The 23,551-nt window shown below is 48.2% G+C and carries 16 protein-coding genes and 1 tRNA gene; 4 read left to right on the top strand and 13 right to left on the bottom strand.

All coding sequences use genetic code 11. The features are described 5' to 3' along the window. Positions 1–607 precede the first annotated feature (607 nt). From ACO0LE_RS17075 to ACO0LE_RS17065, 3 genes are all read right to left on the bottom strand, one after another. Entirely contained in the window at positions 608–1,867 is a 1,260-nt protein-coding gene (locus ACO0LE_RS17075) for a cyanophycinase (protein WP_422961539.1), read from the bottom strand. Positions 1,868–1,961: 94 nt separating this feature from the next. Continuing rightward, entirely contained in the window at positions 1,962–4,685 is a 2,724-nt protein-coding gene (locus tag ACO0LE_RS17070) for a TonB-dependent receptor (RefSeq protein WP_422961538.1), read from the bottom strand. A gap of 138 nt (positions 4,686–4,823) precedes the next feature. Beyond that, a complete protein-coding gene (locus tag ACO0LE_RS17065) occupies positions 4,824–5,807 on the bottom strand; it encodes a MurR/RpiR family transcriptional regulator (RefSeq protein WP_422961537.1) in 984 nt (327 codons plus the stop codon). Positions 5,808–6,189: 382 nt separating this feature from the next. Here ACO0LE_RS17065 and ACO0LE_RS17060 point away from each other — a divergent pair, with 382 nt between their 5' ends. After that, positions 6,190–7,308 carry a succinylglutamate desuccinylase/aspartoacylase family protein gene (locus ACO0LE_RS17060; RefSeq protein WP_422961536.1) on the top strand — a complete coding sequence of 373 codons (1,119 nt, stop codon included), beginning with the start codon at positions 6,190–6,192 and terminating at the stop codon, positions 7,306–7,308. A 124-nt stretch (positions 7,309–7,432) separates the two neighbouring features. Further along, on the top strand, positions 7,433–8,821 hold the full coding sequence (locus tag ACO0LE_RS17055) for a YfcC family protein (protein ID WP_422961535.1): 1,389 nt from the start codon (positions 7,433–7,435) through the stop codon (positions 8,819–8,821). A gap of 217 nt (positions 8,822–9,038) precedes the next feature. Here ACO0LE_RS17055 and ACO0LE_RS17050 read toward each other — a convergent pair whose 3' ends face one another. Further along, entirely contained in the window at positions 9,039–9,608 is a 570-nt protein-coding gene (locus ACO0LE_RS17050; RefSeq protein WP_422958236.1) for a flavodoxin family protein, read from the bottom strand. Positions 9,609–9,662: 54 nt separating this feature from the next. After that, positions 9,663–10,376: a pirin family protein gene (locus ACO0LE_RS17045; protein ID WP_422961534.1), complete on the bottom strand. Its 714-nt coding sequence runs from the start codon at positions 10,374–10,376 to the stop codon at positions 9,663–9,665. A 118-nt stretch (positions 10,377–10,494) separates the two neighbouring features. On the opposite strand from ACO0LE_RS17045, the gene ACO0LE_RS17040 reads away from it, so the two are divergent. Together ACO0LE_RS17040 and gluQRS are read left to right on the top strand one after the other, a co-directional pair. Then, positions 10,495–11,418 (top strand): LysR family transcriptional regulator, encoded by a 924-nt coding sequence (locus ACO0LE_RS17040; RefSeq protein ID WP_422961533.1) that lies wholly within the window; start codon positions 10,495–10,497, stop codon positions 11,416–11,418. Then, the gene (gene gluQRS / locus ACO0LE_RS17035) at positions 11,418–12,344 is read left to right on the top strand and encodes a tRNA glutamyl-Q(34) synthetase GluQRS (protein WP_422961544.1); all 927 of its coding nucleotides are present in this window, start codon (positions 11,418–11,420) and stop codon (positions 12,342–12,344) included. Before ACO0LE_RS17040 ends, gluQRS begins: the two co-directional genes overlap by 1 nt. A 54-nt stretch (positions 12,345–12,398) precedes the next feature. Here gluQRS and ACO0LE_RS17030 read toward each other — a convergent pair whose 3' ends face one another. The 8 genes from ACO0LE_RS17030 to ACO0LE_RS16995 all read right to left on the bottom strand — a co-directional run bounded on the left by ACO0LE_RS17030 (position 12,399) and on the right by ACO0LE_RS16995 (position 23,498). After that, a complete protein-coding gene (locus tag ACO0LE_RS17030; RefSeq protein WP_422961532.1) occupies positions 12,399–13,844 on the bottom strand; it encodes a DEAD/DEAH box helicase in 1,446 nt (481 codons plus the stop codon). Positions 13,845–14,031: 187 nt separating this feature from the next. Next, positions 14,032–16,032: an Ig-like domain-containing protein gene (locus tag ACO0LE_RS17025; RefSeq protein ID WP_422961531.1), complete on the bottom strand. Its 2,001-nt coding sequence runs from the start codon at positions 16,030–16,032 to the stop codon at positions 14,032–14,034. A gap of 160 nt (positions 16,033–16,192) precedes the next feature. Then, positions 16,193–16,270, bottom strand: a tRNA-Ile gene (locus ACO0LE_RS17020). Positions 16,271–16,328: 58 nt separating this feature from the next. Beyond that, complete coding sequence (rpoD, locus tag ACO0LE_RS17015) at positions 16,329–19,016, bottom strand: RNA polymerase sigma factor RpoD (RefSeq protein ID WP_422961530.1); 2,688 nt, start codon at positions 19,014–19,016, stop codon at positions 16,329–16,331. A 374-nt stretch (positions 19,017–19,390) separates the two neighbouring features. After that, positions 19,391–21,184, bottom strand: a complete 1,794-nt coding sequence (gene dnaG / locus ACO0LE_RS17010) for a DNA primase (RefSeq protein ID WP_422961529.1) — start codon at positions 21,182–21,184, stop codon at positions 19,391–19,393. Between the two features lie 25 nt (positions 21,185–21,209). Beyond that, a complete protein-coding gene (locus ACO0LE_RS17005) occupies positions 21,210–21,659 on the bottom strand; it encodes a GatB/YqeY domain-containing protein (protein WP_422961528.1) in 450 nt (149 codons plus the stop codon). A 122-nt stretch (positions 21,660–21,781) separates the two neighbouring features. Then, the gene (rpsU, locus tag ACO0LE_RS17000) at positions 21,782–21,994 is read right to left on the bottom strand and encodes a 30S ribosomal protein S21 (RefSeq protein ID WP_005877634.1); all 213 of its coding nucleotides are present in this window, start codon (positions 21,992–21,994) and stop codon (positions 21,782–21,784) included. A gap of 301 nt (positions 21,995–22,295) precedes the next feature. After that, positions 22,296–23,498, bottom strand: a complete 1,203-nt coding sequence (locus tag ACO0LE_RS16995) for an NAD(P)/FAD-dependent oxidoreductase (RefSeq protein WP_422961527.1) — start codon at positions 23,496–23,498, stop codon at positions 22,296–22,298. Positions 23,499–23,551 lie beyond the last annotated feature (53 nt).

Here is a 23,551-nt window from a genome sequence, read left to right as displayed (position 1 = left end):
AACTCGACTACTTTGACCCCTAATCCGTTGATCAGGGCGTACACGAGTACGACGTGAAATGCAACGACCAGCCCTATCCCTAGCAACTTCTTGCCCGGCTCTTGCTGGCGATTTGAAAAATCCATACCTACGTCTCCTCCATTTACAACCACTATTTACAAAAATCTGTTCCTCACCCTTGACTAGCGTAAAACCGCAGCAATATCAGAGGTAAGACAACGTCACGAATTATCTTAAAACCTGCACGAAAACTAGATTGGTGCTGATTTTGCGATTCTATACTTCAATCAAGCAAAAGATTGAAGAGGATCCTTCATTTTTTTGAAATTAGCAAGTGCCTTACGTCAAAATTACAGGCTCGACCCTCTGTAGTCGGGGCTGTTATAGAGCGAGCTAAATTATCCGGGGAACTTACGAGGAAAAATCTGACTATTCCACATCCAAAAATGTAACAAAATTACATAAAAAATACAAGCATCATTAACAAATCTAACAATTAACGCTCTTTCAATTAAAATTTGTAATGGATTTGTAGTTTCATTACACAAATTTTAATGAGCAGCCGTCAAGTCTCCGCAAGAATACCACGTCCGCAAAAAAGAGTTGCTCATTTATAGCGATACATAGGTAACTGCATCACCAGCGGCCTGATATCGAGCCGGATATTCATCACTGTGTACGCCTCTACACCAGTCGAACCTGAGTAATATCCTTTGCTCTCAGGTAGCTTGCTAAATACAAACTCAAAACCCTGCTCTGCATTCTCGCCGTCAGGATCACCAAATGCGATCCCTCTGGCTTGCTCGTGTTTACTATCTATTAGATCCTGCATCAGATCCACCACCACGGTATTCGCTAAAATATCGGGATAAAATTTCTTGGCGGCATTATAAGGATTTAATGGATCAATTGCACCATTCAGTTTATCTTTCGACGGCACCAAGGTTTTAGAGTCAATCCTGTATCGATCCCCGCTATCCAGATAACTCATCTTAACATTACTTGCGTTAAAAGCCTTTATTTTGTTGTCTGACGTCATATCTGTCAAATCAATTAATAGCGCCCCCTTATATCCGATAATTTCTATTTCATTACGATTACGGATCACCATCGCTGTATTTTCATCAATACCCAGACCGATCTGATAGTTTTTTGCCTGCATCGCCGGAATCATGCGTGCAAACCGTCCGCGTATCAGTAAATGCTGATCTATAAAGATCTTATCGCCGATAAAACCCAAGCCCGGGCCGAGTTCTTTGCCTTCTGTAACACCTTGCTGCAAAACGGACAACACCGATTTTGGTTGATAAAACATGGTACTACTCATGATAGCGGCGCCCGCGCTGGAGCCTGCAATCACACCGCCTTTTTGATAGACATTCCAGATGGCTTTGAGTACTTCGGTCTGAGTACCGTCAGAATTAAATAGCGCCTGTGTAATTTTGCTCTGATCACCGCCGGAAAAATACACCCCGCCGGCAGCACGTATCTGCGACGCGATCTGCACATCATTGGCGACATGACGAACATCCTGATTTTTCCACTTGACTGATAAAGGCACTACAAACGCATCTGCACCATATAAGTTCAGCTTAGCGGCCAGCGAAGCGCCTGTATTTTCAGGGCTTGCGGCACCGGCAGGAATCACCGCAATTTTTGCACTTTTTCCTCCGGCTAATTGCACGATTTTCCCCCACACCGGCGCGTTGTCTGTCCGCAAAGCACCGCCAATAATCACTAGCGTACCTGCGTTCTCCGGCAACACCGGCTCTGCTGCCCGCGCCGCGCCAATGAAGGAAATTAACACACTGACGAACAGCCCCATCTGAGTCAAACACTTCCATTGTTGAGCAAAGATTTTTTTCATTTCAATCATCCCGCCGATTTACCGGCCATATCAAACTGAGTATAAAAACGGGGCGACACAAGCCATATGTCGCCCCGGTCAATATCAAACAATTTTATTTAAATGCGTAATTCACTGAGGCATAGACGAAGCGGCCACGTGGATCGGTATAGCTAGGATCATACCCGGCAAGGAAGCTATATACCTGGTTCGAACGCGGTGGATTAGTATCCAGCAAGTTCTTAATACCGACACGGAAACTCGTCGACTTATTCATCCTGTAGCTACCGCTAAAATCCCATAAAGAATAAGCCTCAACGCGACGCAGCGAACCATCAGGATTCGGATTCTGATCCTGATAACCCTGGTAGTAGGTCTGCTGCAAACTTGCGCCCCATGGACCGCGGTCAAAATCAAAGCTCAATGTATGACGCCACCGCTGCACTACCTGTGTATCGGTAAAAACACCGACACCATTCACTTCAGGACTGGCATTGGTGGTCTTGGTTTTATAGTCGAATACGTAGGTACCGCTCAGTGACGCCGAGAACTTGCCAATATCATTTGCAGGTAAGCGCCAGTTCACGTTGACATCCACGCCAGACGTATCCAGAGTACCGATATTGTGCGTACGTCCATCGACGGAAATAATGGCACCTGGAATTCCTGGCAAACTTGAATCTGCTGCCGCACGTACGACATAGGATTTGTTATTGACTGGATCGCTGAAATACGCACCCTCATTAGCAAGCAAGGTATCCGATTTTTGAATACGCCAGTAATCAATCGATGTCGTCAGACTACGGCTAGGCTCATATACAAAGCCAAAGGAATATTGCTTTGATGTTTCCGGCTTCAAATCAGAGGTACCGCCTTTGGTAAGATCTGGCTGAATACCGCAGTAGTCAGGGTTTTTCGTATTATCAACAGCACCCGTTTTGATACAACCCAGCGGATCGTTATACACACCGCTAGTCTGACCGGTACGGACAGGCTCAGTCAAATCCGTTAAAGTCGGCGCACGAAAGCCGGTACCGTAAGAACCACGCACAACGATCTCTTTACTTGGATTCCAACGCACACCGAATTTAGGATTTGTCGTACCGCCTACATCGTTGTAGCGATCATGTCGTAAAGCGACTTGTGTCTCGACATTTTTTAACACAGGAAAATTGAATTCCACATAGGCGGCCTTGACGTTGCGGTCACCACCATATCCCACTGCCGCGCCATCACCACGGATCTCACCGCTCGCCAGCAAAGCGGACGGGGTGAAGTCAAGTTTTTCCCGGCGATATTCAGCACCAATCGCAATTGCGGCATTACCGCCTGCCATCGGAAACAGCTCACGTGACGCTTTCGCGTCCAGCGAATCCGTAGTACCTCGTGAATGACGTGCTGCATCGCTGATTTTTGCTGCCTTTAACAAAGCCTGACCATCAGCACCGGAAGGACCGAAGGGATTGATTTTGCCAGTAGTAAATGCCGCATCAAATAAAGAAGTTTTGACATAGCCATCGATATATTTATCATCAACTGTACTTACACTATGGTTGAACGCCGTATCGTAATCCCAGCCAGCAACCGTGCCTTTTGCCCCTAATACAAGACGTTGTGCTACGGCCTCAACTTCATTGGTACGGGGCCCTGCCTCCGTTAAACGGAAGCCGACACGTAGAGGTGTCTGATTCGTCGTGATTAGGCTAGTCGGATAATAAATACCACCGGCACTTGGTAACGGATAGTTCAGATTACTGACCGTCAGAGGACTAATGCGGTAAGTCGTATTCGTCTGGCTATGCAATAACTCCGCAAACAAGGTCATCTCATCGCTCACAGCAAATTGACCACGGGTCAGCAGAGACAAGCGCTTGGACTCAGGGAAAATCTCTGTGTCATGCATGTAATCGTATAAGCAGGCTTTATCTCCAACAAAGCTATCGGGTGCAAATACGGTTGCGGGTGGATTGCAATTAGGCGCACTAGGGTTCAAGCGCGATCCTGTAGGACTGCCGCTTGTCTTGGTGCGGCGCACGTTCGCCGGATAGGTGTTGGAACTGCTCACATCCAAGTTAATATCCGGCTGATACGCAGAGCCAATCCAGCTTCGCTGAGTTGAGCGCAAGCTCTGAGTATTTTGCAGGTTCACGACGCCCATCACATTATAACGATCCGTTGCAATGTCACCGATACCGCCAGACAAAGTCAGAATATTTTTACCTGCGCCGCCATGCTGAGCGCTGCCGGTATAAGCAGAAATTTCCACTCCCTGATAATCCGGACGTGTGATGAAGTTAATCACACCACCAATCGCATCAGTTCCATAAATTGCCGACGCACCATCCTTCAATACTTCAACTCTGGCAATCGCTGCGGCCGGAATCGAATTCAAATCGACACCGGAGGAATTACCCGGAGAGGCGAAATTTGCCAGACGACGGCCATTCAATAAAATCAATGTCGACGATACGCCGATACCGCGCAAGTTTGCACCATTAAAACCACGCTGGGTTCCCCCGTTATCACTAAAACTCGCTCCGTCCGTCAACGCAGCTGCACTGGCTGAAACTTTACTTAATAACTCGGCGGCAGTGGTCACACCGCTCTTATCGATTTCTGCACGTGTCAGTATCTGAATCGGGAGAGCAGTCTCGGCATCAATTCTCTTTATAGATGAACCGGTGATCTCAACTCTTTGCACCTTCGCAGCCTCTACATCCGCCTGAGCAAATGCCGCCGGACTAATAAACCCTAAAGTCGCCGTCAAACCCAAAGCGTAACGGACCGATAAAGCGATCGTGGTCGGTCTGGTTTGAATCTTTTCACCATTTTTCTTCATTTTTACCATCTCCTAATTGATACTGTCTTAATCGAAAAACACACGTCCCAAAGGTACCGCTAAAAGTTTTAGGCAAAAGTTCGCCCCTGACCTGCAAGAGGTCATTTTTTATTTCCGGCCAGAGGTTTAGTTCAGCCGTTAATCAAGTGCTGATTTTTTCCTTCTTTGAGTCAGCAACTCCCTGCTCCCGCCTTTGGAAGTCGCCTCGAATCCATGTAGGTAAGCCGATAAAGCCTCGGTGAGTTTCATCGCCTTTTCTACATTCTTTTTATTGGATACCATCAAGCTACTGACTAAAGCCTCAATCAATGCGATCGCGGCAATAGAACTACTAGGCAACACCGGATGCGTGCTCGGTGCCAGCAATAAATAATCCCCCAGCGCCGCCAGCGGCGATGCGGTTGAATCGGTCATCGATACAATGCAAGTGCCATGGTCGCGGGCAAAATGAGCGAGCTTGATCACATCATTCGCATAGCGTGGAAAAGAGATCAGGATCAGTACATCTTTGTCAGAAATACTCGCAAGATGTCCGGCCGCGACCTCCGTGCCACCATACCCGACAACTTCGACGACATGCGAACAGAACGGTTGCAGGTGTAAGGCCAGCATCCCCGCGAGGTGTGCACTCAGACCAAAACCCATGACATAGACTGTGCGCGCTTTCGCCAGTTTAGTGACGACCTGGTTCAGCACATCGATAGATAGGTTTTGTTTGGTTGCATCCGTATTTGCCAATGCATATTCGAGACTGGTAATGGCCGGTGTCGTTTCTTGCGAGCGGCGCTCTATCGTATTGCGCAGTTTTTCGACAGGCTGAAATACACTCTGCAAGGTTTCAGCCACTTCGTTACGCATCGCCGCATAGTTAGCAAAACCAATATCACGCGCAAAGCGGCTGATGGTTGCTGTCGACACCTGACAACTCTGAGCCAGATCCTCAATCCCCAAGGCCGTTACCCGGACTTGGTTACGCAGCAGGTAATCAGCAATGCTTTGATACGATGCCGAGCCCTTGGTTAAATTCTCAATTAACTTCTTACCCAATGAAGATTGGGCAAAGGCCAGCTCTGGCGTTGCCGCTTCGGTCATATTCATTTGTGGGGTGTTCAACTTGGCCATGAATTTCACTCAATTGGATAAAACGATCACTACATCACACAAATATAAAATTGACTAAATAAATTTAACTGCCATTTTTTTGTGTTCTTGAACTGTATCTTTGATTTTGAACAAACTCAACAATTTTTGTAAATTTATTTGCATAACTTCTTTTTGTGTAAAAAATACGTCATAATGTTTTCAGATAAATAAATGAAAATGCTGCACATCCGGTATTTTTCTTTTGATCTGCGTGCACGGTGTGACATGCATATAAATGTTTTTACACGCGTCATTGCCAGTGAGGATTCAGCAATAGGAATCCGGTATGAACCACTTTGAGACACGAACCACAGCAAGGCTCAGACAGAGTCAGATAACAACCTGAATAAGGCAACAGCTTATGGAAATCAAGACGCATTTGCTTCAATCACGAAGTATTGGCTCACAACGACATCTCGTCAGCTACCATTTTGGCAGCACGAAAACCGGCCCAAAAACCTATATACAGGCCTCATTGCACGCGGATGAAATCCCGGGCATGCTGGTCGCCCACCATCTGCGCGCACAGTTGGAGACGCTAGAAAATAGCGGCAAAATACGAGGTGAAATCATTCTCGTACCAGTTGCAAACCCGATTGGACTCGATCAGTCATTGCAAGGAGAGCCGTTCGGCAGGTTTGATCTGGCTTCAGGAATCAACTTCAATCGCGGCTATCGCAATCTGGTGCCCGCTCTCAAAACAATTCTGCCCGACTTACTTGGCACCGAACCACTGATTAACATCAATATTATTCGTCAGCAGGCCCGCTCCTTGCTGGATCAATGGGATCCCGTCACCGAAACAGAATCCCTGCGAAAAATTTTGCAAACAATGGCATTCGATGCAGATATTGTCCTAGATCTGCATTGTGATAATCAGGCCGTCATGCATTTGTATACCGGGACACCGCTGGTGGATGAAGTCACACCATTAGCACGCTATCTGGGTGCAGAAGCCATGTTACTGGCGACGGAATCCGGCGACGATCCTTTTGATGAAACATGCGGTCGTCTGTGGTGGGAGCTGTCTGACCATTTCGCCCCGCAATTTCCTATCCCGCTGGCATGCGTCCCGGTCACAGTGGAATTGCGCGGTGAAACTGACGTAGCCCATGAATTGGCCGAGCAGGATGCCGATGCCCTGATTGCCTACCTGGCCTACAAGGGACATGTGGATATTGCGGTATCCAATCTGCCGAAAGCTTTTTTTGAGCCGACGCCGCTGGAGGCCGTACTGCCGATCGCAGCACCGCATGCCGGCATGCTGGTATTTTCTAAACGTCCCGGCGACGTCGTGACTGAGGGAGACTCGATTGGAGAACTGATTGATCCTCTCACTGGAAAAACAACGCAGCTGATTGCAAAAATTAGTGGGAAAATTTTTGCGAGAACTGCGTACCGTTATGTACAGCGCGGCATGGCAATTGCCAAGATCGCAGGCAAAGTTCCGTTCCGTACTGGCAAGCTCTTGTCCATGTAATGACAGTCCGGTCACGATGCCTAGCTGTTCCGTTTCGTGATTGCCATTCAGTACTACAGTCAGCACCATGAAGTCATTAGCCGCTCTACCATCCTCAAATCTGATGGATACCTGATAGATCCTTATGAAAAATTTTAGACTACCCAATACCTTTGTATTGCTGTTTTCCTTACTGGCATTGATTGCCTTATCTACCTGGCTGGTACCCGGTGGTAAATATGACACTCATCTCGTCAACGGCAAGGCGTTGATTGATCCGGCGACCTTCCATTACGTCGCCAGCAATCCGCAAGGCTTTGTCGCCTTGATGATGGCGCCGATCAAAGGCTTCGTTGAGGCCGCATTAATCATTGGCTTTGTATTGATCGTCGGTGGTGCTTTTGCTGTACTACAAAAAACCGAAGCGATTGATTCAATGATCAAATCGGTAGCCAAGGCGCATACCCGCTCTGCAGCGATCCGTGTAATGATCATTCCGGTATTTGTGACTCTATTTTCACTGGGTGGCGCGACGTTTGGCATGAGTGAAGAAGCCATTCCTTTCATCATAATCTTTGTGCCGCTGGCGCTGGCGCTGGGCTACGACTCAATCGTTGGCGTCTCTATCCCGTTTATCGGGTCGCAAGTCGGATTTGCTGCAGCTTTTTTAAATCCGTTCAACGTCGGGATTGCGCAGGGCATTGCCGGCGTGCCGGTATTCTCAGGTTTGCAATATCGAGTGATTGCATGGCTGATCGCGACCAGCGTAACGATCGCTTTTTTAATGTGGTACGCAGCCCGCATTAAGCGCACGCCGGAAAAAAGTCCCACCTTCGCACTCGATCAGGAAAAACGTCAAAATCTGAAACACGATGAATTCGACAACTTCACCGGAATGACGACGGTGCATAAGCTGGTTCTATTTTTATTTGCAACAGCCTTGATTGTCATGGTGTTCGGGGTAGTGAAATACGAATGGTTTATTAATGAAATCGCAGCCTTATTTCTGGTCATGGCAATTGTGGTTGGCATCGTCGGCAAGCTTGGAGCTGATGAATTTGTCGATGCTTTTTTACAGGGCGCCAAAGATCTGGTCACAACAGCGCTGGTGATCGCCTTAGCGCGCGGCACGATGATACTGGCGCGCGATGCCAACATCATCGATACCATGCTGCATGGACTGATGCCGCTGGTGCAGTCAGCCAGCCCCATCGTCGCTGCGCAAAAAATGTTCGTCATTCAATCCGTGATCAACTTTTTTATTCATTCCGGTAGCGGTCAGGCAGCATTGACCATGCCGATCATGGCACCACTGGCGGATCTGGTCGGCGTATCGCGGCAGACCGCCATTCTGGCGTTTCAGTTTGGCGAATTTACGACACCGATGATCCCGACCTCGGGCATCACGGTTGGCGTACTGGCACTCGCACGGATTCCGTGGGCAACCTGGGCAAAATGGATGATCCCGCTGCAACTCATGTATCTGGTGCTTGCCCTGCTGCTACTGATACCGCCTTGCATGATCAATTGGTAGCATTGTGTTGGGAACCTCAAAGGAGAAATTGATATACTCCCCTTCATTTTTTAAAAAGATGGCATGATCCGCAGGTTTTATTTAGGTACTTAATAAATACACCTACCCAGTATAGTAAAAATAATTAATGCAAATAAAAAAACCTGCTCAGTTACGAGCAGGTTTTTTTCTTCTTCTCTACGATAAAACCTCTGTCATACAAGAAAGCTAAGTACCATTACGCAAATTTTGCAGCGGTCTCGGCAACACGCTTACCAAATAATTTGGCAGTTTCCAGATCGCCTGGCAAAGGTCCCTCTTCCGGCGATGAGTCGGATGGTGATTGCGTCATCAAACCTGAAAAACTGCCGACATAGTTAATATCGTTGCGCTGGGCGGCCTTGCTATTGGCTGGCATCAGCCCCGTCCCTACCCAAATCATCGAATGCTGTTGCGACAGTGTGAACAGATAATGCAAAGTCGAGAGCTTGTCGCCATTCATAGTCGCCGAATTGGTGAAAGCGGCTGCGATTTTATCTTTCCAAACCTGGGAGTACCACGGCTTAGACGATGCATCGGCGAATTTTTTAAATTGCCAGGAGACGGTGCCCATGTAGGTAGGCGAACCAAAAATGATCGCATCGGCTGCAGCCAGACTCGCCCAATTTGCCTCAGTGATATTGCCTTCGGCATCTATGGCGATCAATTCTGCGGCAGCCCCCGCCGCTGCCGCACCGGCGTGAACAGCTTCCGCGGCTTTTTTAGTGTGTCCATAACCGGAGTGATACACAATCGCTACTTTTTTCATCATGCTTCCTTTATCGATAAGATGTTTTGATTTTTACTACGCCAGACCTGCCGTTTAGTGGGGCAAGTCAAATACCAGCACTTCCGCTTGCTGACCTGCGGTCAGCACTAACAACTCTTCTTGCTGTAACTTCACAGCGTCGCCTGCTGACAGCTTTTGTCCATTCACTGTCAACATGCCACGAGCCAGATGGACGTAGGTCAGGCGATTCGGCTGTAAAGGTAGACTGGCAGCCTGCTCTCCGTCAAACAAGCCAATATATAAACGGGCATCCTGACGAATCGGAATGGAACCATCAAGCCCATCGGATGAAGCAACCAGACGCAATCGTCCAAGCTTCTCCTCACGGCTAAAATTCTTTTCCTGATATGCAGGTGTAGCATTGATGCGATCGGGCTGTATCCAGGGCTGTATCCAGATCTGTAGCAAATGGGTGGGCTGGACTGGCGAAGGATTAAATTCCGAGTGGCGTACACCGGTGCCTGCACTCATATATTGGACATTCCCTGGATAAATCGTGCTCCCGTTACCCATGCTATCTTTGTGTGCAATCGCACCTTCGAGTACATAAGTGATAATTTCCATATCCTTATGTCCGTGCATGCCAAATCCCATTCCTGCGGCAATCCGGTCATCGTTAATCACACGCAATGGACCAAAGCCCATATGCGCCGGATCGTAATAATCAGCAAACGAAAAACTATGGAAAGATTGTAGCCAGCCATGCTCGGCATAACCGCGTTGATCAGACTTATGAAGTGTCAGCATTGTGTTCTTATTCAAATAATTGATATGATGTAGACCAATATATAGATGGACTACCGCCAGTAACAGGGTAGTTTTTTCTATCTCTTGTTCAGTTTTTTTGTATAAGAATTGTGGCCTGATGAATATTACGCTGGAAGCCCTGCAAATCCTTGATGCCATTGATCGCAAGGGCAGTTTCGCTGCCGCCGCCAGTGCGCTCGATAAGGTGCCGTCCGCCATCACCTACAGCATTCGTAAGCTGGAGGAAGATCTCGATGTCTTGCTGTATGACCGGCGTGGCCACAGAGCCAAACTCACTATCGCGGGTCAGGAACTGCTGACGCAAGGACGACATTTACTGCAAGCCGCCGGAGAACTAGAGCAAAGGGTCAAACGTACCGCGACTGGCTGGGAATCCGAGCTAAGGATCGTCGTCGACGGCATTATCCAGTTTGACAATCTACTTCCTTTGATACAAGAATTTGAGCAGCAAAATTGCGGTACGAGGCTACGCATTTCAGAAGAAGTATTGTCCGGTGTCTGGGAAACCTTGTTAGACGGTCGCGCCGACCTGGCGATCGGTGCCGCCTACGATGGCCCTGATACTCTGCGCATGCATGGCGACTACCAGACGCGCCTGATGGGCAATATCGATTGGTTTTTTGCTGTCGCCGCCAGACATCCACTGGCACAAGCGACCGAACCGCTGACAGCGAGCGTGATACAAAATTATCGGGCCATCGTGGTCGGCGATACCGGCCGGCAACTACCGTCGATTACTGCGGGTATCCTGACCGGACAAGATACGCTGACTGTGCCATCCTTGCACGCCAAGCTGCTGGCACAAATTGCTGGACTGGGTTGCGGCAACCTGCCGCGCGCATTAGCTCAACCACATTTACAATCCGGTGCCTTGATAGAAAAATCTCTGGAAGAAAACCGACTGTCAGGCACTAACCGGATCGCCTGGCGCAGCAACAATAAAGGCAAGGCGCTGCATTGGTTTTTGCAAAGGCTCGCAGATCCTGTGGTACAGCGTATCCTTCTGGGAAGCATTGCATGATGCAGTCTAATTACTCCGGCTATATCGGTCGTTTCGCGCCCTCACCAACCGGACCTCTGCACATGGGCTCACTGGTAGCGGCAATGGCGAGTTATCTCGACGCTAAAGCTCATCACGGAGAATGGCTGCTAAGAATCGAGGATCTCGATTTTGACCGCAATGTCAAAGGAGCCGAGCAATCGATCATTGACACACTGCAACGCTGTCAATTGCAGTGGAACGGTGCTGTCGAATGGCAAAGCCGGCGAACATCGTTATACGAGGCAGCTCTTCAGCAATTAGGTGACGCAGTGTATCCCTGCGGCTGCTCGCGTAAAGAGATTGCCGATTCACAACTGAATAACCATGCATCATTGGTTGCCGTCTATCCGGGTACCTGCCGGACTGGCCTGGCGGCAGGAAGACAGGCACGCTCATGGCGACTTAAAGTACCAGCCGGAATAGGTAGCAAGATTCATTTCAACGACCGCTGGCGGGGACAACTCAGACAAGACCTGGAGAGCGAGGTCGGCGATTTCGTTTTAAAACGCGCCGATGGATTTTGGGCTTATCAACTCGCTGTCGTCGTTGATGATGCGGCGCAGGGAATAACTGATGTGGTGCGGGGTGAGGATTTACTAGACTCGACCGCACGACAAATTTATCTGCAAAAGATACTGGGATTGCAGCGTCCGCGTTATCTGCACATTCCTGTGGTGACAAATGCCAGCGGCGAGAAACTGTCAAAGCAAACCGGAGCACTGGCAATCGATGTCAGTGGACCGGAACAAAATATTCTTGCAAATGCCTTGCTGCCTGCGGCACGTTTTTTGGGATTGACTGATATGGCGCTGGAAGCGCGTACCAACATTACTTCATTCTGGCAGCAAGCTATTCTGGCCTGGCAGCGACGATTGGAACAACATGCCAATGCAGCTACCAGTTAGAAAAGCTATTTGATCGCTACCGATACCTTGTAATACGTATCAGTAAGCAGATCATCAGGATTTAGAAAATCCACCGAGCAAGGCGGCTCTTTTTTGCGGTTTCGCTACCGATGCAGGTGATGTCGACGTTGGCAACGACGCCGCCGATGTTGAGGCAGTCGGTATCGTGGTGGCACTCGGTTCGTAAGGTTTTAAAAACCACGGATCGACTTTTTCCCTAGGCTGATTAAACGTGCGTGCAGGGCGTTCAAATGCTTTTGCTGCAGGTTTTTCAGCATCAAAAGAACGTGGCTTTCGCTCTGCATGAACTGGCGTTTGCGCCACAAAACCCGCCAATTGCAACTTGACGATTTTTTGTTTGATCAGTTTTTCAATATCGATCAGCAAACGCTCATCTTTATCAGTATGCAAAGAAATCGCATCTCCCGTGGCACCGGCGCGACCGGTACGACCAATACGATGCACATAATCCTCAGCATTGTAGGGAAGATCGAAATTGATCACACAAGGCAATTCAGCAATGTCGAGACCACGTGCAGCGACATCGGTCGCGACCAGTACTTCGACTTCTCCACGCTTGAATGCTTCGAGCGCCGCCATACGTTCATTTTGCGATTTATCGCCATGAATCGCCGATGCTTTAACACCTTGCTTGACCAGATGGAGCGCCAGACGTGAAGCGCCAATTTTCGTATTGGAGAACACGATGACCTGCTTCAAACCACGCTCACGGATAATGAACGAGACAGCATCACGCTTCTCTTCTTCTGCGACTTTGTACAGAATCTGTGTGACATTATCTGAGGTCGCATTGCTGCGAGCGACTTCGATCGTGACGGGATTAGTCAGGAAACTCGCAGCGAGTTTTTTGATCTCAGGTGAAAAAGTAGCTGAGAACATCAGGTTCTGGCGCTGCTTAGGCAATAAGTTGATGATACGTTGCAGATCGGGCAAAAAGCCCATGTCCAGCATGCGATCAGCCTCATCCATGATCAGGATCTGGGTCTGCGATAAATTGATCGTTTTTTGCTGAATGTGATCAAGCAAACGACCTGGCGTCGCAATCACAATCTCAACACCTGAACGCAAAGCAGCGGTCTGAGGCGCCATATCCATACCGCCAAATACCACCGTAGAACGCAATGGCGTATGACGAGAATAAGCCTGGACATTTTCTGCGACCTGATCAGCCAGCTCACGAGTCGGCGTCAAAATCAAAGCACGCACCGGATGCCGCGCAGGTGATGCACTACTACTCGCATGCGCCATCAGCAACTGAATAATCGGTAATGAAAAACCAGCCGTTTTGCCAGTACCCGTCTGCGCAGCCCCCATCACATCGCGACCTTGCAATACGACAGGGATGGCCTGAGCCTGAATCGGCGTAGGATGAATATAACCCTGGTCAGTCAGCGCGCGCAGAATTTCTGGACATAGTCCAAAGTCAGCGAAACGCAGGTCTGGTGAGGTTTGCTCCGTTGGAGCCTTAATTTCGGTCATGTTATGAATGGTGAGCCTTCCGTGGATAGAACACGGCACCAACGGAAATCGATGATGTTGCGTCATTTCTGATAATAGATACATTATCAGACAGGTTTAGGCGTAGTTGAATATGATAATCAATACATTATAACACTACGCACTGTCACCCCGATTTTAGACGCATTTCCGTCTTCGATGCTTTAGTTTATGGGTCGATTAACACTGCCGTTGCAGTAGCTTGTCCACCACGTCCATCGCTAATAGTATAAGTAAAGCTATCTCGGATAAAAGGCTTGGCCGGCACAAACAATATTTGCTTACCAACTACGCGTACAGTTCCTGCACCGTTAGACGGTTGTGTAACAGAAAGAATGCTCAATGTATCGCCATCAGGATCACTGTCATTTGCCAACGGATCAAGCAAAGACTCCTGAACACCACTCACTCTGAACCAGTCATCCTTAGCTACGGGAGCCTGATTAGGGGCGACTACATTGATAGTAACCAGCGCTGATGATGTTAATCCTTGAGAGTCCTTAATGACGTAACTAAAGCTTACCTGTCCCTTAAAGTTGGATGGTGCGTTATATACCAGCTGCGCTCCATCAATTCTCACTTGACCTTGAGACGCCGCACTTACCGATGCGATACTCACACTATCTCCAGCATCAGGATCCGTGTCGTTAGCGAGCACCGCCAAACTTGTTACACTGCCAGCCAGAACCTCATAGGCGTCAGCTTTAGCTTGAGGCGCACGATTTTGCCAAGCTCTCACTTTGGTTTCACTCTGAGTTTGTTGCTGACTTCTGTAAATATCTACCGTACGTTTATGTTCAAAAGCAGTTCGCAAAGCACGCTTTATCCAGGTTGGCTCCTGAGTAATTTCTTCACGGTGGTAGGTGACAATTGGAGCAGGCGCTTGCTGTATTTGTTCTGGAATCTCAATTAACTCCTCCTTTTCGAGGACACTGACGAACTCCATATCTACCCTACGATTTTTTTCTCTTTCTGATTCTGGATATTTGGGTTCAGATTTGCCTTTGGCTTCCAATACAACATCATCCAACCCAAAAATATTTTTCGCTATCAGATAGTCACGAACTGCTGTCGCACGCTTCAAAGAAAGCCGGTCGTTCACAACGGCTAAACCAAGATCACAAGTATGCCCAACTATCCGCACCTTCCCGTCACGCGGATGTTTTTGCATTAACTCCGCAATGCGATCCAGCTCTGTTCTTGCAGCATCGGTTAATTTGGCACTGGCAATGGTAAAAAAGGCGTCTCCATTCATACTTGCGGAGGTCTTAATCAATCGTGTTTCAGTTCTGGCAGGAATAACGACTTGCGCTGGTGCTTGCGACACAACAGGATCAGCAACCATTCTGTACTGATGCGCTGACTGAGTCTTATTTTTCCCAAAACTGTAGCGATACATGAACGAAACTCGACTATCGTTCTGATTGGCATCAACATTTCCAGCTTTTCTGTATTGACCTACTTGAACGACAAGGCTGTGCGGCGTATCAATAAAAAATTTCTCTGCTGTTATCGATGCTCCCAATTGTCGGGCTGAATTTTTACCCCATTCATAATCCAAGCCAGCCGTTATACGAACATCTTGCGGCGAATAATAATGACCTAATCGCACCCCGAGTCCATTGTCATAGGCCCTTTCATAAGTGCGAGTCGTTATATTGGTTGAAACCGTATCAATGTAATTTCTGCCAGAATCAACACCAGCTACTTGAGAGTCAATTGTATTGGCGGCACTACTAATTAATCGCTGAGAACTGGGGCTGTGACTGACATAAACGTGTGCAAAAATATTTTCTGTTTCCTGCCCGTAACCGATGCTGATCTTGCGATCTCTCATCGCGTTTTGGTCAAGTCCGATAAAATATTTTTTGACAATATCATTTGATAATTGATGATAACTAAGTGCAGCGCCGCCAGAAGATTTTGCGAACCAGGCCTCGGCTAACCAGTTCCCACTATCCTTCTCCATCAAAATACCAGACACTTCTGCCTGCCAACTCCCACCATTTTGGTAACCGACGCCAAATCGAGAACTTCCACCCGCATATTGCAATGCACCTGCGTTTTGCACCGGCTGCATAGCAATTTCCTGTCCATAGGCTAAAGGCAATGAACCCAGTAATGCGATCAAAAGGGACGAGCAACGAATACGATGATTTGGTAAATGCATGATGGAAATTCAAATTTAACCGGTTTGTATCAAGCCAATTATTGTCAACAAAAATCCAGCAACTAAGAAGGCGTTCGCAAAACAATGGCCTAACTAGTTCTTCTGCTAACAATTACTTGGCGCATAAAAAAAGGCTAGCAAAAGCTAGCCTTCGAATCTTTGGTGGGCCTCCCGTGAGTCGAACACGGTACCAACGGATTATGAGTCCGCTGCTCTAACCAACATGAGCTAGAGGCCCAATTTTATCAAGCACTAAAAAAATAGGCGTCGAAAAAACCGACGCCAATTGTATTACATTAATTACCTTCTAGGAAGCTTTTCAGCTTATCTGAACGTGATGGGTGACGCAATTTGCGCAGTGCTTTTGCCTCTATCTGACGAATACGCTCACGTGTCACGTCGAACTGTTTACCAACTTCTTCCAAAGTATGGTCAGTCGACATTTCAACGCCAAAACGCATACGCAAAACTTTAGCTTCGCGCGGCGTCAGTGAATCCAGTACATCTTTGACGACATTGCGCATTGATGCATGCAAGGCTGCGTCTGCCGGCGCCAATGTGTGATTATCTTCAATGAAATCGCCCAGATGCGAATCATCATCGTCACCGATTGGTGTTTCCATCGAAATCGGTTCTTTAGCAATCTTCATGATCTTGCGGATCTTATCTTCCGGCATTTCCATTTTGATTGCGAGCGTTGCCGGATCTGGCTCTACGCCAGTTTCTTGCAAAATCTGACGCGAGATACGATTCATCTTATTGATGGTCTCGATCATATGCACAGGAATACGAATCGTGCGCGCCTGATCGGCAATCGAGCGAGTAATCGCCTGGCGAATCCACCAAGTTGCATAGGTCGAAAATTTATAACCACGGCGGTATTCGAATTTATCGACGGCCTTCATCAAGCCAATATTGCCTTCCTGAATAAGATCAAGGAATTGCAAGCCGCGATTCGTATATTTCTTCGCGATAGAAATTACCAGACGCAAGTTCGCCTCGGTCATTTCGCGCTTCGCTTTACGCGCTTTCATTTCGCCAGCCGACATCTTTTTATTGATGCCGCGCAAATCTGGCAAAGGCAACACAACACGGGCCTGCAAGTCGATCAATTTTTGCTGAAGTTGCTGAACGGCAGGAATATTACGGCCTAACACGGCGCTGTAAGAATGTCCGGCATTCACTTCGCCTTCCACCCATTTCAAATTAATTTCATTGCCTGGAAAAACTTTGATGAAATGGCTGCGCGGCATATTGCAGCGATTAACTACGACTTCCAGAATTTGCTTTTCCACATGACGGACTTCATCGACCTGACCACGCAATGTGTCGCACAACTTTTCAACCACTTTTGCAGTAAAGCGCATACCCAGCAATTCGTTGGAAATCGCCTCTTGCGCTTTTACATACGATTTAGAGTTGTAGCCTTCTTTTTCAAATGCCTTACGCATTTTGTCAAAGTTGCTGGAAATGATATCGAACTTCGCCAGAGAATCACGTTTGAGTTGCTCGAGTTGCTCAGCAGAGATGGCTGCAGCGCCAGCGGCACTTGCTTCTTCATCTTCCTCTTCTTCCTCTTCTTCCTCTTCCTCTTCTTCGTCATCCTCTTCGGCTACGACTACAGGAACCGGTTTTTCCTCTTCTTCGGCGGCATTAGGATCAACCAACCCATCGACTAATTCATCAATCTTAATTTCATCATTACGGATACGCTCAGCGGCAACAAGAATCTCTGCAATCGTGGTCGGACAAGCGGAAATCGCCTGAATCATGTCCTTCAGACCTTCTTCGATTTTCTTTGCGATGACGATTTCGCCTTCGCGCGTCAGCAACTCAACCGACCCCATTTCGCGCATATACATACGAACCGGGTCAGTCGTGCGACCAAAATCGGAATCGACGGTTGACAGCGCTGCTTCAGCTGCCGCTTCGACTTCATCATCATCATTGGTAACGGTAACAACGTTATCTGACAGAAGCAAAGTTTCGGCATCTGGTGCACGCTCATACACCGCGACACCCATATCATTGAATGTACCGATAATGCCTTCGATTGCTTCTGGATCAACGACGTTTTCTGGCAAATGATCATTGATCTCGGCAAATGTCAGGTAACCGCGATCTTTGCCCAGTTTGATCAGAGTTTTCAGCTTTTGGCGACGACGCTCCAGTTCCTCAGCCGTAGCTTCTGGATCAGCAGAAAATGCATCTTTCAACAAAGCTTTTTCTTTTGCTTTGCGGTCCTTTGCTTTGGCTTTGTCGATGGCCTTCATTTCAGCTCGCTCGACGGCATTCAAAGCCGCAATTTCTTCGTTTTCCGGCTGATATTCTTTTGGTTTGCGACCGCGACGACCAGGAACTTTTACACCCGGCAAAATATAACCAGATGTATCAATTGCTGCCAGCACGGCAGCATCAGTGGTTTGGCTAACGGCAGGCGCGGATCCGGATTTAATTTCCTGGATCTCTGGCGCTTTGTCAGACTTAGCTGAATTCTTGGTTGGCTTTATCACTGTCTTTGAATCGGTTTTGTTAATTGTCACAGAAGCTTTCAATGGTGCAGATTGTGGCTTGTCCGTTTTTTTGCCCACACCTTCAGAGGCGTGTTTGGCAACTTCTTTGGACTTGCGATCAGCCGCGGCTACCGGCTTTGCATTCTTGCTGGTTATTACTTCCTTGCCAGACGCTTTCACGTTTGACCTGGCCTCGTCTTTTACAATACCTTTGGTTTTCGGCTTGTCGGCAGCGGCTTTCACTGCACTCTGTTTTGCTACGGGCTTTACCACTTTAGGCGCTTTAGTGTCTTTCGCAACCTCTTTTTGGGAGGCAGGTTTAGTTAATGCTTTACTTACAGCCACCTTGGTTTTACTCGCACTGGCGACATCTTTTTTTGACGAGGCTTTAGCAATAGGTTTCGCTGGCGCCACTTTGGCGACCACTTTTTTTGCTGCTGAGGATGTCGGAGTTTTCGCGGGTTTCTTCATTGCTTTAGCCATTGAATCAAACCTACCAGAACAGAGTTGGCAGCCTGTCTCATACAAAAAGACAATACTTAAGCGGCGAATCATATGATTCGCCGCAACGAGTAATGTCCTTTTCTATATCAGACTACCCGAGTCTCAGCGCCGGTGTTTTGGGTTACTCGGAGGAGCATTACGCTCACCTAAACAACACATCCTGAATCGGCAAAAAAACGCCTCTCTCAGAATGAAACAACCTAAGACCTTGAATCGAAAGCCTTTAATTATACCATGAGCACCGCCTTAACTCTAGCCCTCCCGGTCACACACAAGGCTTTTAGTGAACAAAAAATAGGCAAGCCTCCATTAATCCTGATACGGCCCATCATGCTTAATTGCTATCTTGCCACTACTTCTGCCTCCGCCTGCCGGCGCAGACTCTCCTGCATTTGCATAATCTCCCGATAACGGGCGATATCCGCAGGCTCGCGCAAACCGGATGCGGCCAGCATTTCCATTTCGGACTTCAGAACCTGAAAGCGCATTTGCCGGATTGCGCCAGTCAATTCCACGCGCACAACATCAATGTCAGTCTCGGTCTGCTCCGCAATTTCTGCAATCAGCGCATCATAATCGGATCCAGATGCCTTTAAATGCTCAGCAAGTGCAGCAAAATTTGCCTGCTCCCCCATCACTTGCGCAGAAGACACCAGATGCATCAGCATTTCCGCTCCGTCCGGAGCCAGATTCGCCGCATCCGCCAGGGCATTCTGGTCCAAAGCGACCGAAAGCGAAGGATGCGCGACCAAGATGCGCATAATTTGCCGCTCCAAACCTACGGGAGCGCTGCGCCTGCTTTTAGGCGGTGCAATTTTGACCCGGGCAACAGGCTGACTTAATTCAAACAATGCCTCAATTTCCGCCGGCGTAGTCTTGGTCACCTGAGCAAGACTACGCACCATCTGCAACCGCAAACCCGAAGCAGGCATTAGCTGCAACAAGGGCTTGGCATCAAATTGCACTTTGGCGCGCCCTTCCGCCGTCGACAAATCACTTTCGCCGACAACTTCTTTCATGAAAAATTGCGATAGCGGCATGGCATCTTGCACTTGCTGGGCAAAAGCCTCATTTCCGAGCGCACGGATATAGCTATCCGGATCATGTTCAGTTGGCAAAAACAGAAATTTAATGACTTTATTATCATTCGCATGAGGGAGGCAGGCATCCAAAGCACGTCTCGCCGCACGACGCCCGGCACTATCGCCGTCAAAGCTAAAAATCACATGATCAGTCTGACGCAGCAATTTTTGTACATGTGTTGGCGTACATGCCGTACCCAAGGTTGCCACCGCTTGCGGAAAACCCATTTGCGCCAGCGCGACCACATCCATGTAGCCCTCGGTTACCAGCACATAACCAGCTTCACGGATAGCCTGACGCGCCTCAAACAGACCATATAACTCAAAGCCTTTTTGAAATAGTGGCGTTTCGGGCGAATTCAAGTATTTAGGCTCACCCTGCTCCAATATTCGCCCACCAAAACCGATGACCTGCCCTTTAGTATTGCGAATCGGGAACATGATGCGCTCACGAAAACGATCGTAACGCTTACGCCCGCCGCCGTCCTCTTCACTTTTATCGATGACCAGACCCGCCTCAACCAAAGCTGGTGCCGCATAGTCTGGAAAAACCGCACGTAATCCGTCCCAGCCGTCAGGCGCATAACCAAGCCCGAATCTGGCAGCGACTTCACCCGTTAAACCACGTTTTTTCAGGTAGGCTATTGCCGCCTCAGCCCCTCGCAATTGCAAGCGATAATGATCACAAGCTTTGGTCATGACATCCGTCAGCGCCAGACTTTTTGCCTGCACTTCGGCACGCTGAGCGGGAAGTAACTTATCATCCTCAGGCACAATCATGCCATTGTTTTGCGCCAGATCCTTTACTGCGTCAACAAAGCTCATGCCAGAATATTCCATCAAAAAACCGATGGATGTCCCATGCGCACCACAACCAAAACAATGGTAAAACTGTTTGGTCGGACTTACTGTAAAACTTGGGGATTTTTCGTTATGAAAGGGGCACAAACCCATGTAGTTTGCGCCACCTTTTTTGAGCTGGACATACTTACCCACCACATCGACGATATCGACGCGGGCGAGCAAATCCTGGATGAAGGTTTGTGGAATCAAAATCGTCAGCTCAAAATTACCGCAATTAGCGTGACGTCAATGCAGCCTTTACCAATGCAGACACTGCCGTCATATCAGCGCGACCTGCGAGTTTCGGTTTCAAAATCGCCATGACTTTACCCATGTCCTGCGGACCGACAGCGCCAGATTCTGTAATTGCGACCACCACTTCAGCCTGCACTTCAGCGTCGGACATGCCAGCTGGCATATAGGCGGACAAAATTGCCAGCTCGGCTTTTTCAATATCTGCCAGATCCTGGCGACCGCCTGCTTCGAACTGGCTGATCGAATCTTTGCGCTGCTTGATCATTTTGTCGATAATGGTCTGCACCATCGCATCAGTCAGCTCAACGCGCTCATCCACTTCTTTTTGCTTCATCGCCGCAGTGATCAGGCGAATCGTTCCCAGCTTCGCCGCCTCTTTCGCACGCATCGCTGATTTCATGTCTTCGGTAATTTGATCTTTTAAGCTCATGGATTTTCCTGGCAATGTAATTTATTAAAAACACAAAGCCCGCTGCGGACTACCGGAGCGGGCATGCTAGCCATCAAATGCAACAATGATGAACGATACTGCGTAGCAGCATCAGTCCAGAATTAGTACATTTTCTTAGGCAATTGCTGACTACGAATGCGTTTGTAGTGGCGCTTTACTGCGGCAGCCAGCTTGCGCTTGCGCTCTGCAGTTGGCTTCTCGTAAAACTCGCGTGCGCGCAATTCGGTCAACAGACCGGTCTTTTCGATGGTGCGCTTGAAGCGACGCATAGCGACTTCGAACGGCTCGTTTTCTTTAAGGCGAATTGTGGTCATTTAAGTTCGGAACCAATGAAAAATTTATAGGAAGAACGAGATAATAGCAGAACTTTGATGAGATTGGAAGCTGAACTGATTAAATCTTACGCAAAACCTCAGCACATCCCCTATTTCTCATAAGTTTACAATCCTCCGCTCATTATGAAAATTATCAAATATAGGGGGTATGCTGTTTTTTATGCCTTAATGTGCAATAGATATAAGGTGAATTAGAAATACACCAGGGTAGTATAAATAAAAAATAAAAAACAACACCGCCCTGGTAACACAGCACACAAATCTGGTAATCAGAATTCAATCAAGATTCGATGGCACTACCCGCTGCAAATCCCGACGACCAAGCCCATTGAAAATTGTATCCGCCTAACCACCCCGTCACGTCTACGGATTCACCAATAAAGTAAAGCCCCGGGCAATTCTTCACCATCATGCTTTGCTGCGAAAGCTCGCGCGTATCAACACCGCCCCGCGTCACTTCGGCTTTACGATAGCCCTCAGACCCATTCGGGATTAGTTGCCAGCGGTTCATATTGTCGCCCAACTGGCGCAAGCGCTTGTCGGTCAGGTCGGCGATTTTGGCATCTCCGGCAATCCCATTCGCCGCGAGCAAGCCCTCTGCCAGACGCGCTGGCACATAAGTAGCGAGATGATTAGCTATATTCTTTTTAATCGTCCCCTTACCAGCAATCAATTCTTCTGCCAAATCGACGTCGGGTAACAGATTGACCGTAATCGCCTCACCTGGCTGCCAAAAACTGGAAATTTGCAACACTGCAGGGCCAGACAATCCACGATGCGTAAATAACAAGTCTTCGCGAAAAATCGTTTTATTCTTTTTATCTCCGGTCGCGATATCAACCTCAAGCGAGATCCCAGCCATCGGCACAAAAGGTTCCCATGCCTTAGGATCAAACGTCAGGGGCACCAGTGCCGGTCTTGGCTCAACAATCTTCAGGTCGAATTGACGGGCAATTTGGTAAGAAAAATCCGTAGCGCCGATTTTCGGAATGGATAATCCCCCCGTCGCAATCACGAGTTGCGCGGCAGAAAATATTCCCTGCTCAGTAAGGACCTGATATCCAGCGTCTGTACGCTGAACTTCTTTAACCTGGCAAGGCATGCGCCACTGGACTTTACCCAGATCGCATTCCGACTTCAGCATACGAATGATGTCCTCGGCACTGTCGTCACAAAATAGCTGACCTTTATGCTTTTCGTGATACGCGATCCGGTATTTTTTGACCAGATTTAAAAAATCCTGAGCGGTATAACGCGATAAAGCACTTTTACAAAAATGCGGATTTTCAGACAAGTAATTTGCCGGACCAGCTTGTAAATTAGTGAAATTACAGCGGCCGCCGCCAGAGATACGGATTTTTTCCGCTAATTTAGCAGCATGATCAATAAGCAGAACGCTTTTGCCGCGCTGACCTGCAACGCTGGCGCACATCATGCCGGCAGCACCCGCGCCAATGACGATTGCATCGTAGTGTTGACTCATTTCCTGACTTTCGTATTTTTTCGCCTCTGAGACCCCATCGGATTGTCTCCAGA

This window comes from Undibacterium sp. Xuan67W, from assembly GCF_049340165.1.
Taxonomy (GTDB): Bacteria; Pseudomonadota; Gammaproteobacteria; order Burkholderiales; family Burkholderiaceae_D; genus Undibacterium.
The sequence above is the reverse complement of the archived record's forward strand: the minus strand, read 5'-3'. Positions and strand labels throughout refer to the sequence as shown.

Coding starts and splice junctions, on each gene's coding strand:
- ACO0LE_RS17075 (WP_422961539.1), bottom strand. CDS start 1,867: ATGAAAAAAATCTTTGCTCAACAATGGAAGTGTTTGACTCAGATGGGG.
- ACO0LE_RS17070 (WP_422961538.1), bottom strand. CDS start 4,685: ATGAAGAAAAATGGTGAAAAGATTCAAACCAGACCGACCACGATCGCT.
- ACO0LE_RS17065 (WP_422961537.1), bottom strand. CDS start 5,807: ATGGCCAAGTTGAACACCCCACAAATGAATATGACCGAAGCGGCAACG.
- ACO0LE_RS17060 (WP_422961536.1), top strand. CDS start 6,190: ATGGAAATCAAGACGCATTTGCTTCAATCACGAAGTATTGGCTCACAA.
- ACO0LE_RS17055 (WP_422961535.1), top strand. CDS start 7,433: ATGAAAAATTTTAGACTACCCAATACCTTTGTATTGCTGTTTTCCTTA.
- ACO0LE_RS17050 (WP_422958236.1), bottom strand. CDS start 9,608: ATGAAAAAAGTAGCGATTGTGTATCACTCCGGTTATGGACACACTAAA.
- ACO0LE_RS17045 (WP_422961534.1), bottom strand. CDS start 10,376: ATGCTGACACTTCATAAGTCTGATCAACGCGGTTATGCCGAGCATGGC.
- ACO0LE_RS17040 (WP_422961533.1), top strand. CDS start 10,495: ATGAATATTACGCTGGAAGCCCTGCAAATCCTTGATGCCATTGATCGC.
- gluQRS (WP_422961544.1), top strand. CDS start 11,418: ATGCAGTCTAATTACTCCGGCTATATCGGTCGTTTCGCGCCCTCACCA.
- ACO0LE_RS17030 (WP_422961532.1), bottom strand. CDS start 13,844: ATGACCGAAATTAAGGCTCCAACGGAGCAAACCTCACCAGACCTGCGT.
- ACO0LE_RS17025 (WP_422961531.1), bottom strand. CDS start 16,032: ATGCATTTACCAAATCATCGTATTCGTTGCTCGTCCCTTTTGATCGCA.
- rpoD (WP_422961530.1), bottom strand. CDS start 19,016: ATGAAGAAACCCGCGAAAACTCCGACATCCTCAGCAGCAAAAAAAGTG.
- ACO0LE_RS17005 (WP_422961528.1), bottom strand. CDS start 21,659: ATGAGCTTAAAAGATCAAATTACCGAAGACATGAAATCAGCGATGCGT.
- rpsU (WP_005877634.1), bottom strand. CDS start 21,994: ATGACCACAATTCGCCTTAAAGAAAACGAGCCGTTCGAAGTCGCTATG.
- ACO0LE_RS16995 (WP_422961527.1), bottom strand. CDS start 23,498: ATGAGTCAACACTACGATGCAATCGTCATTGGCGCGGGTGCTGCCGGC.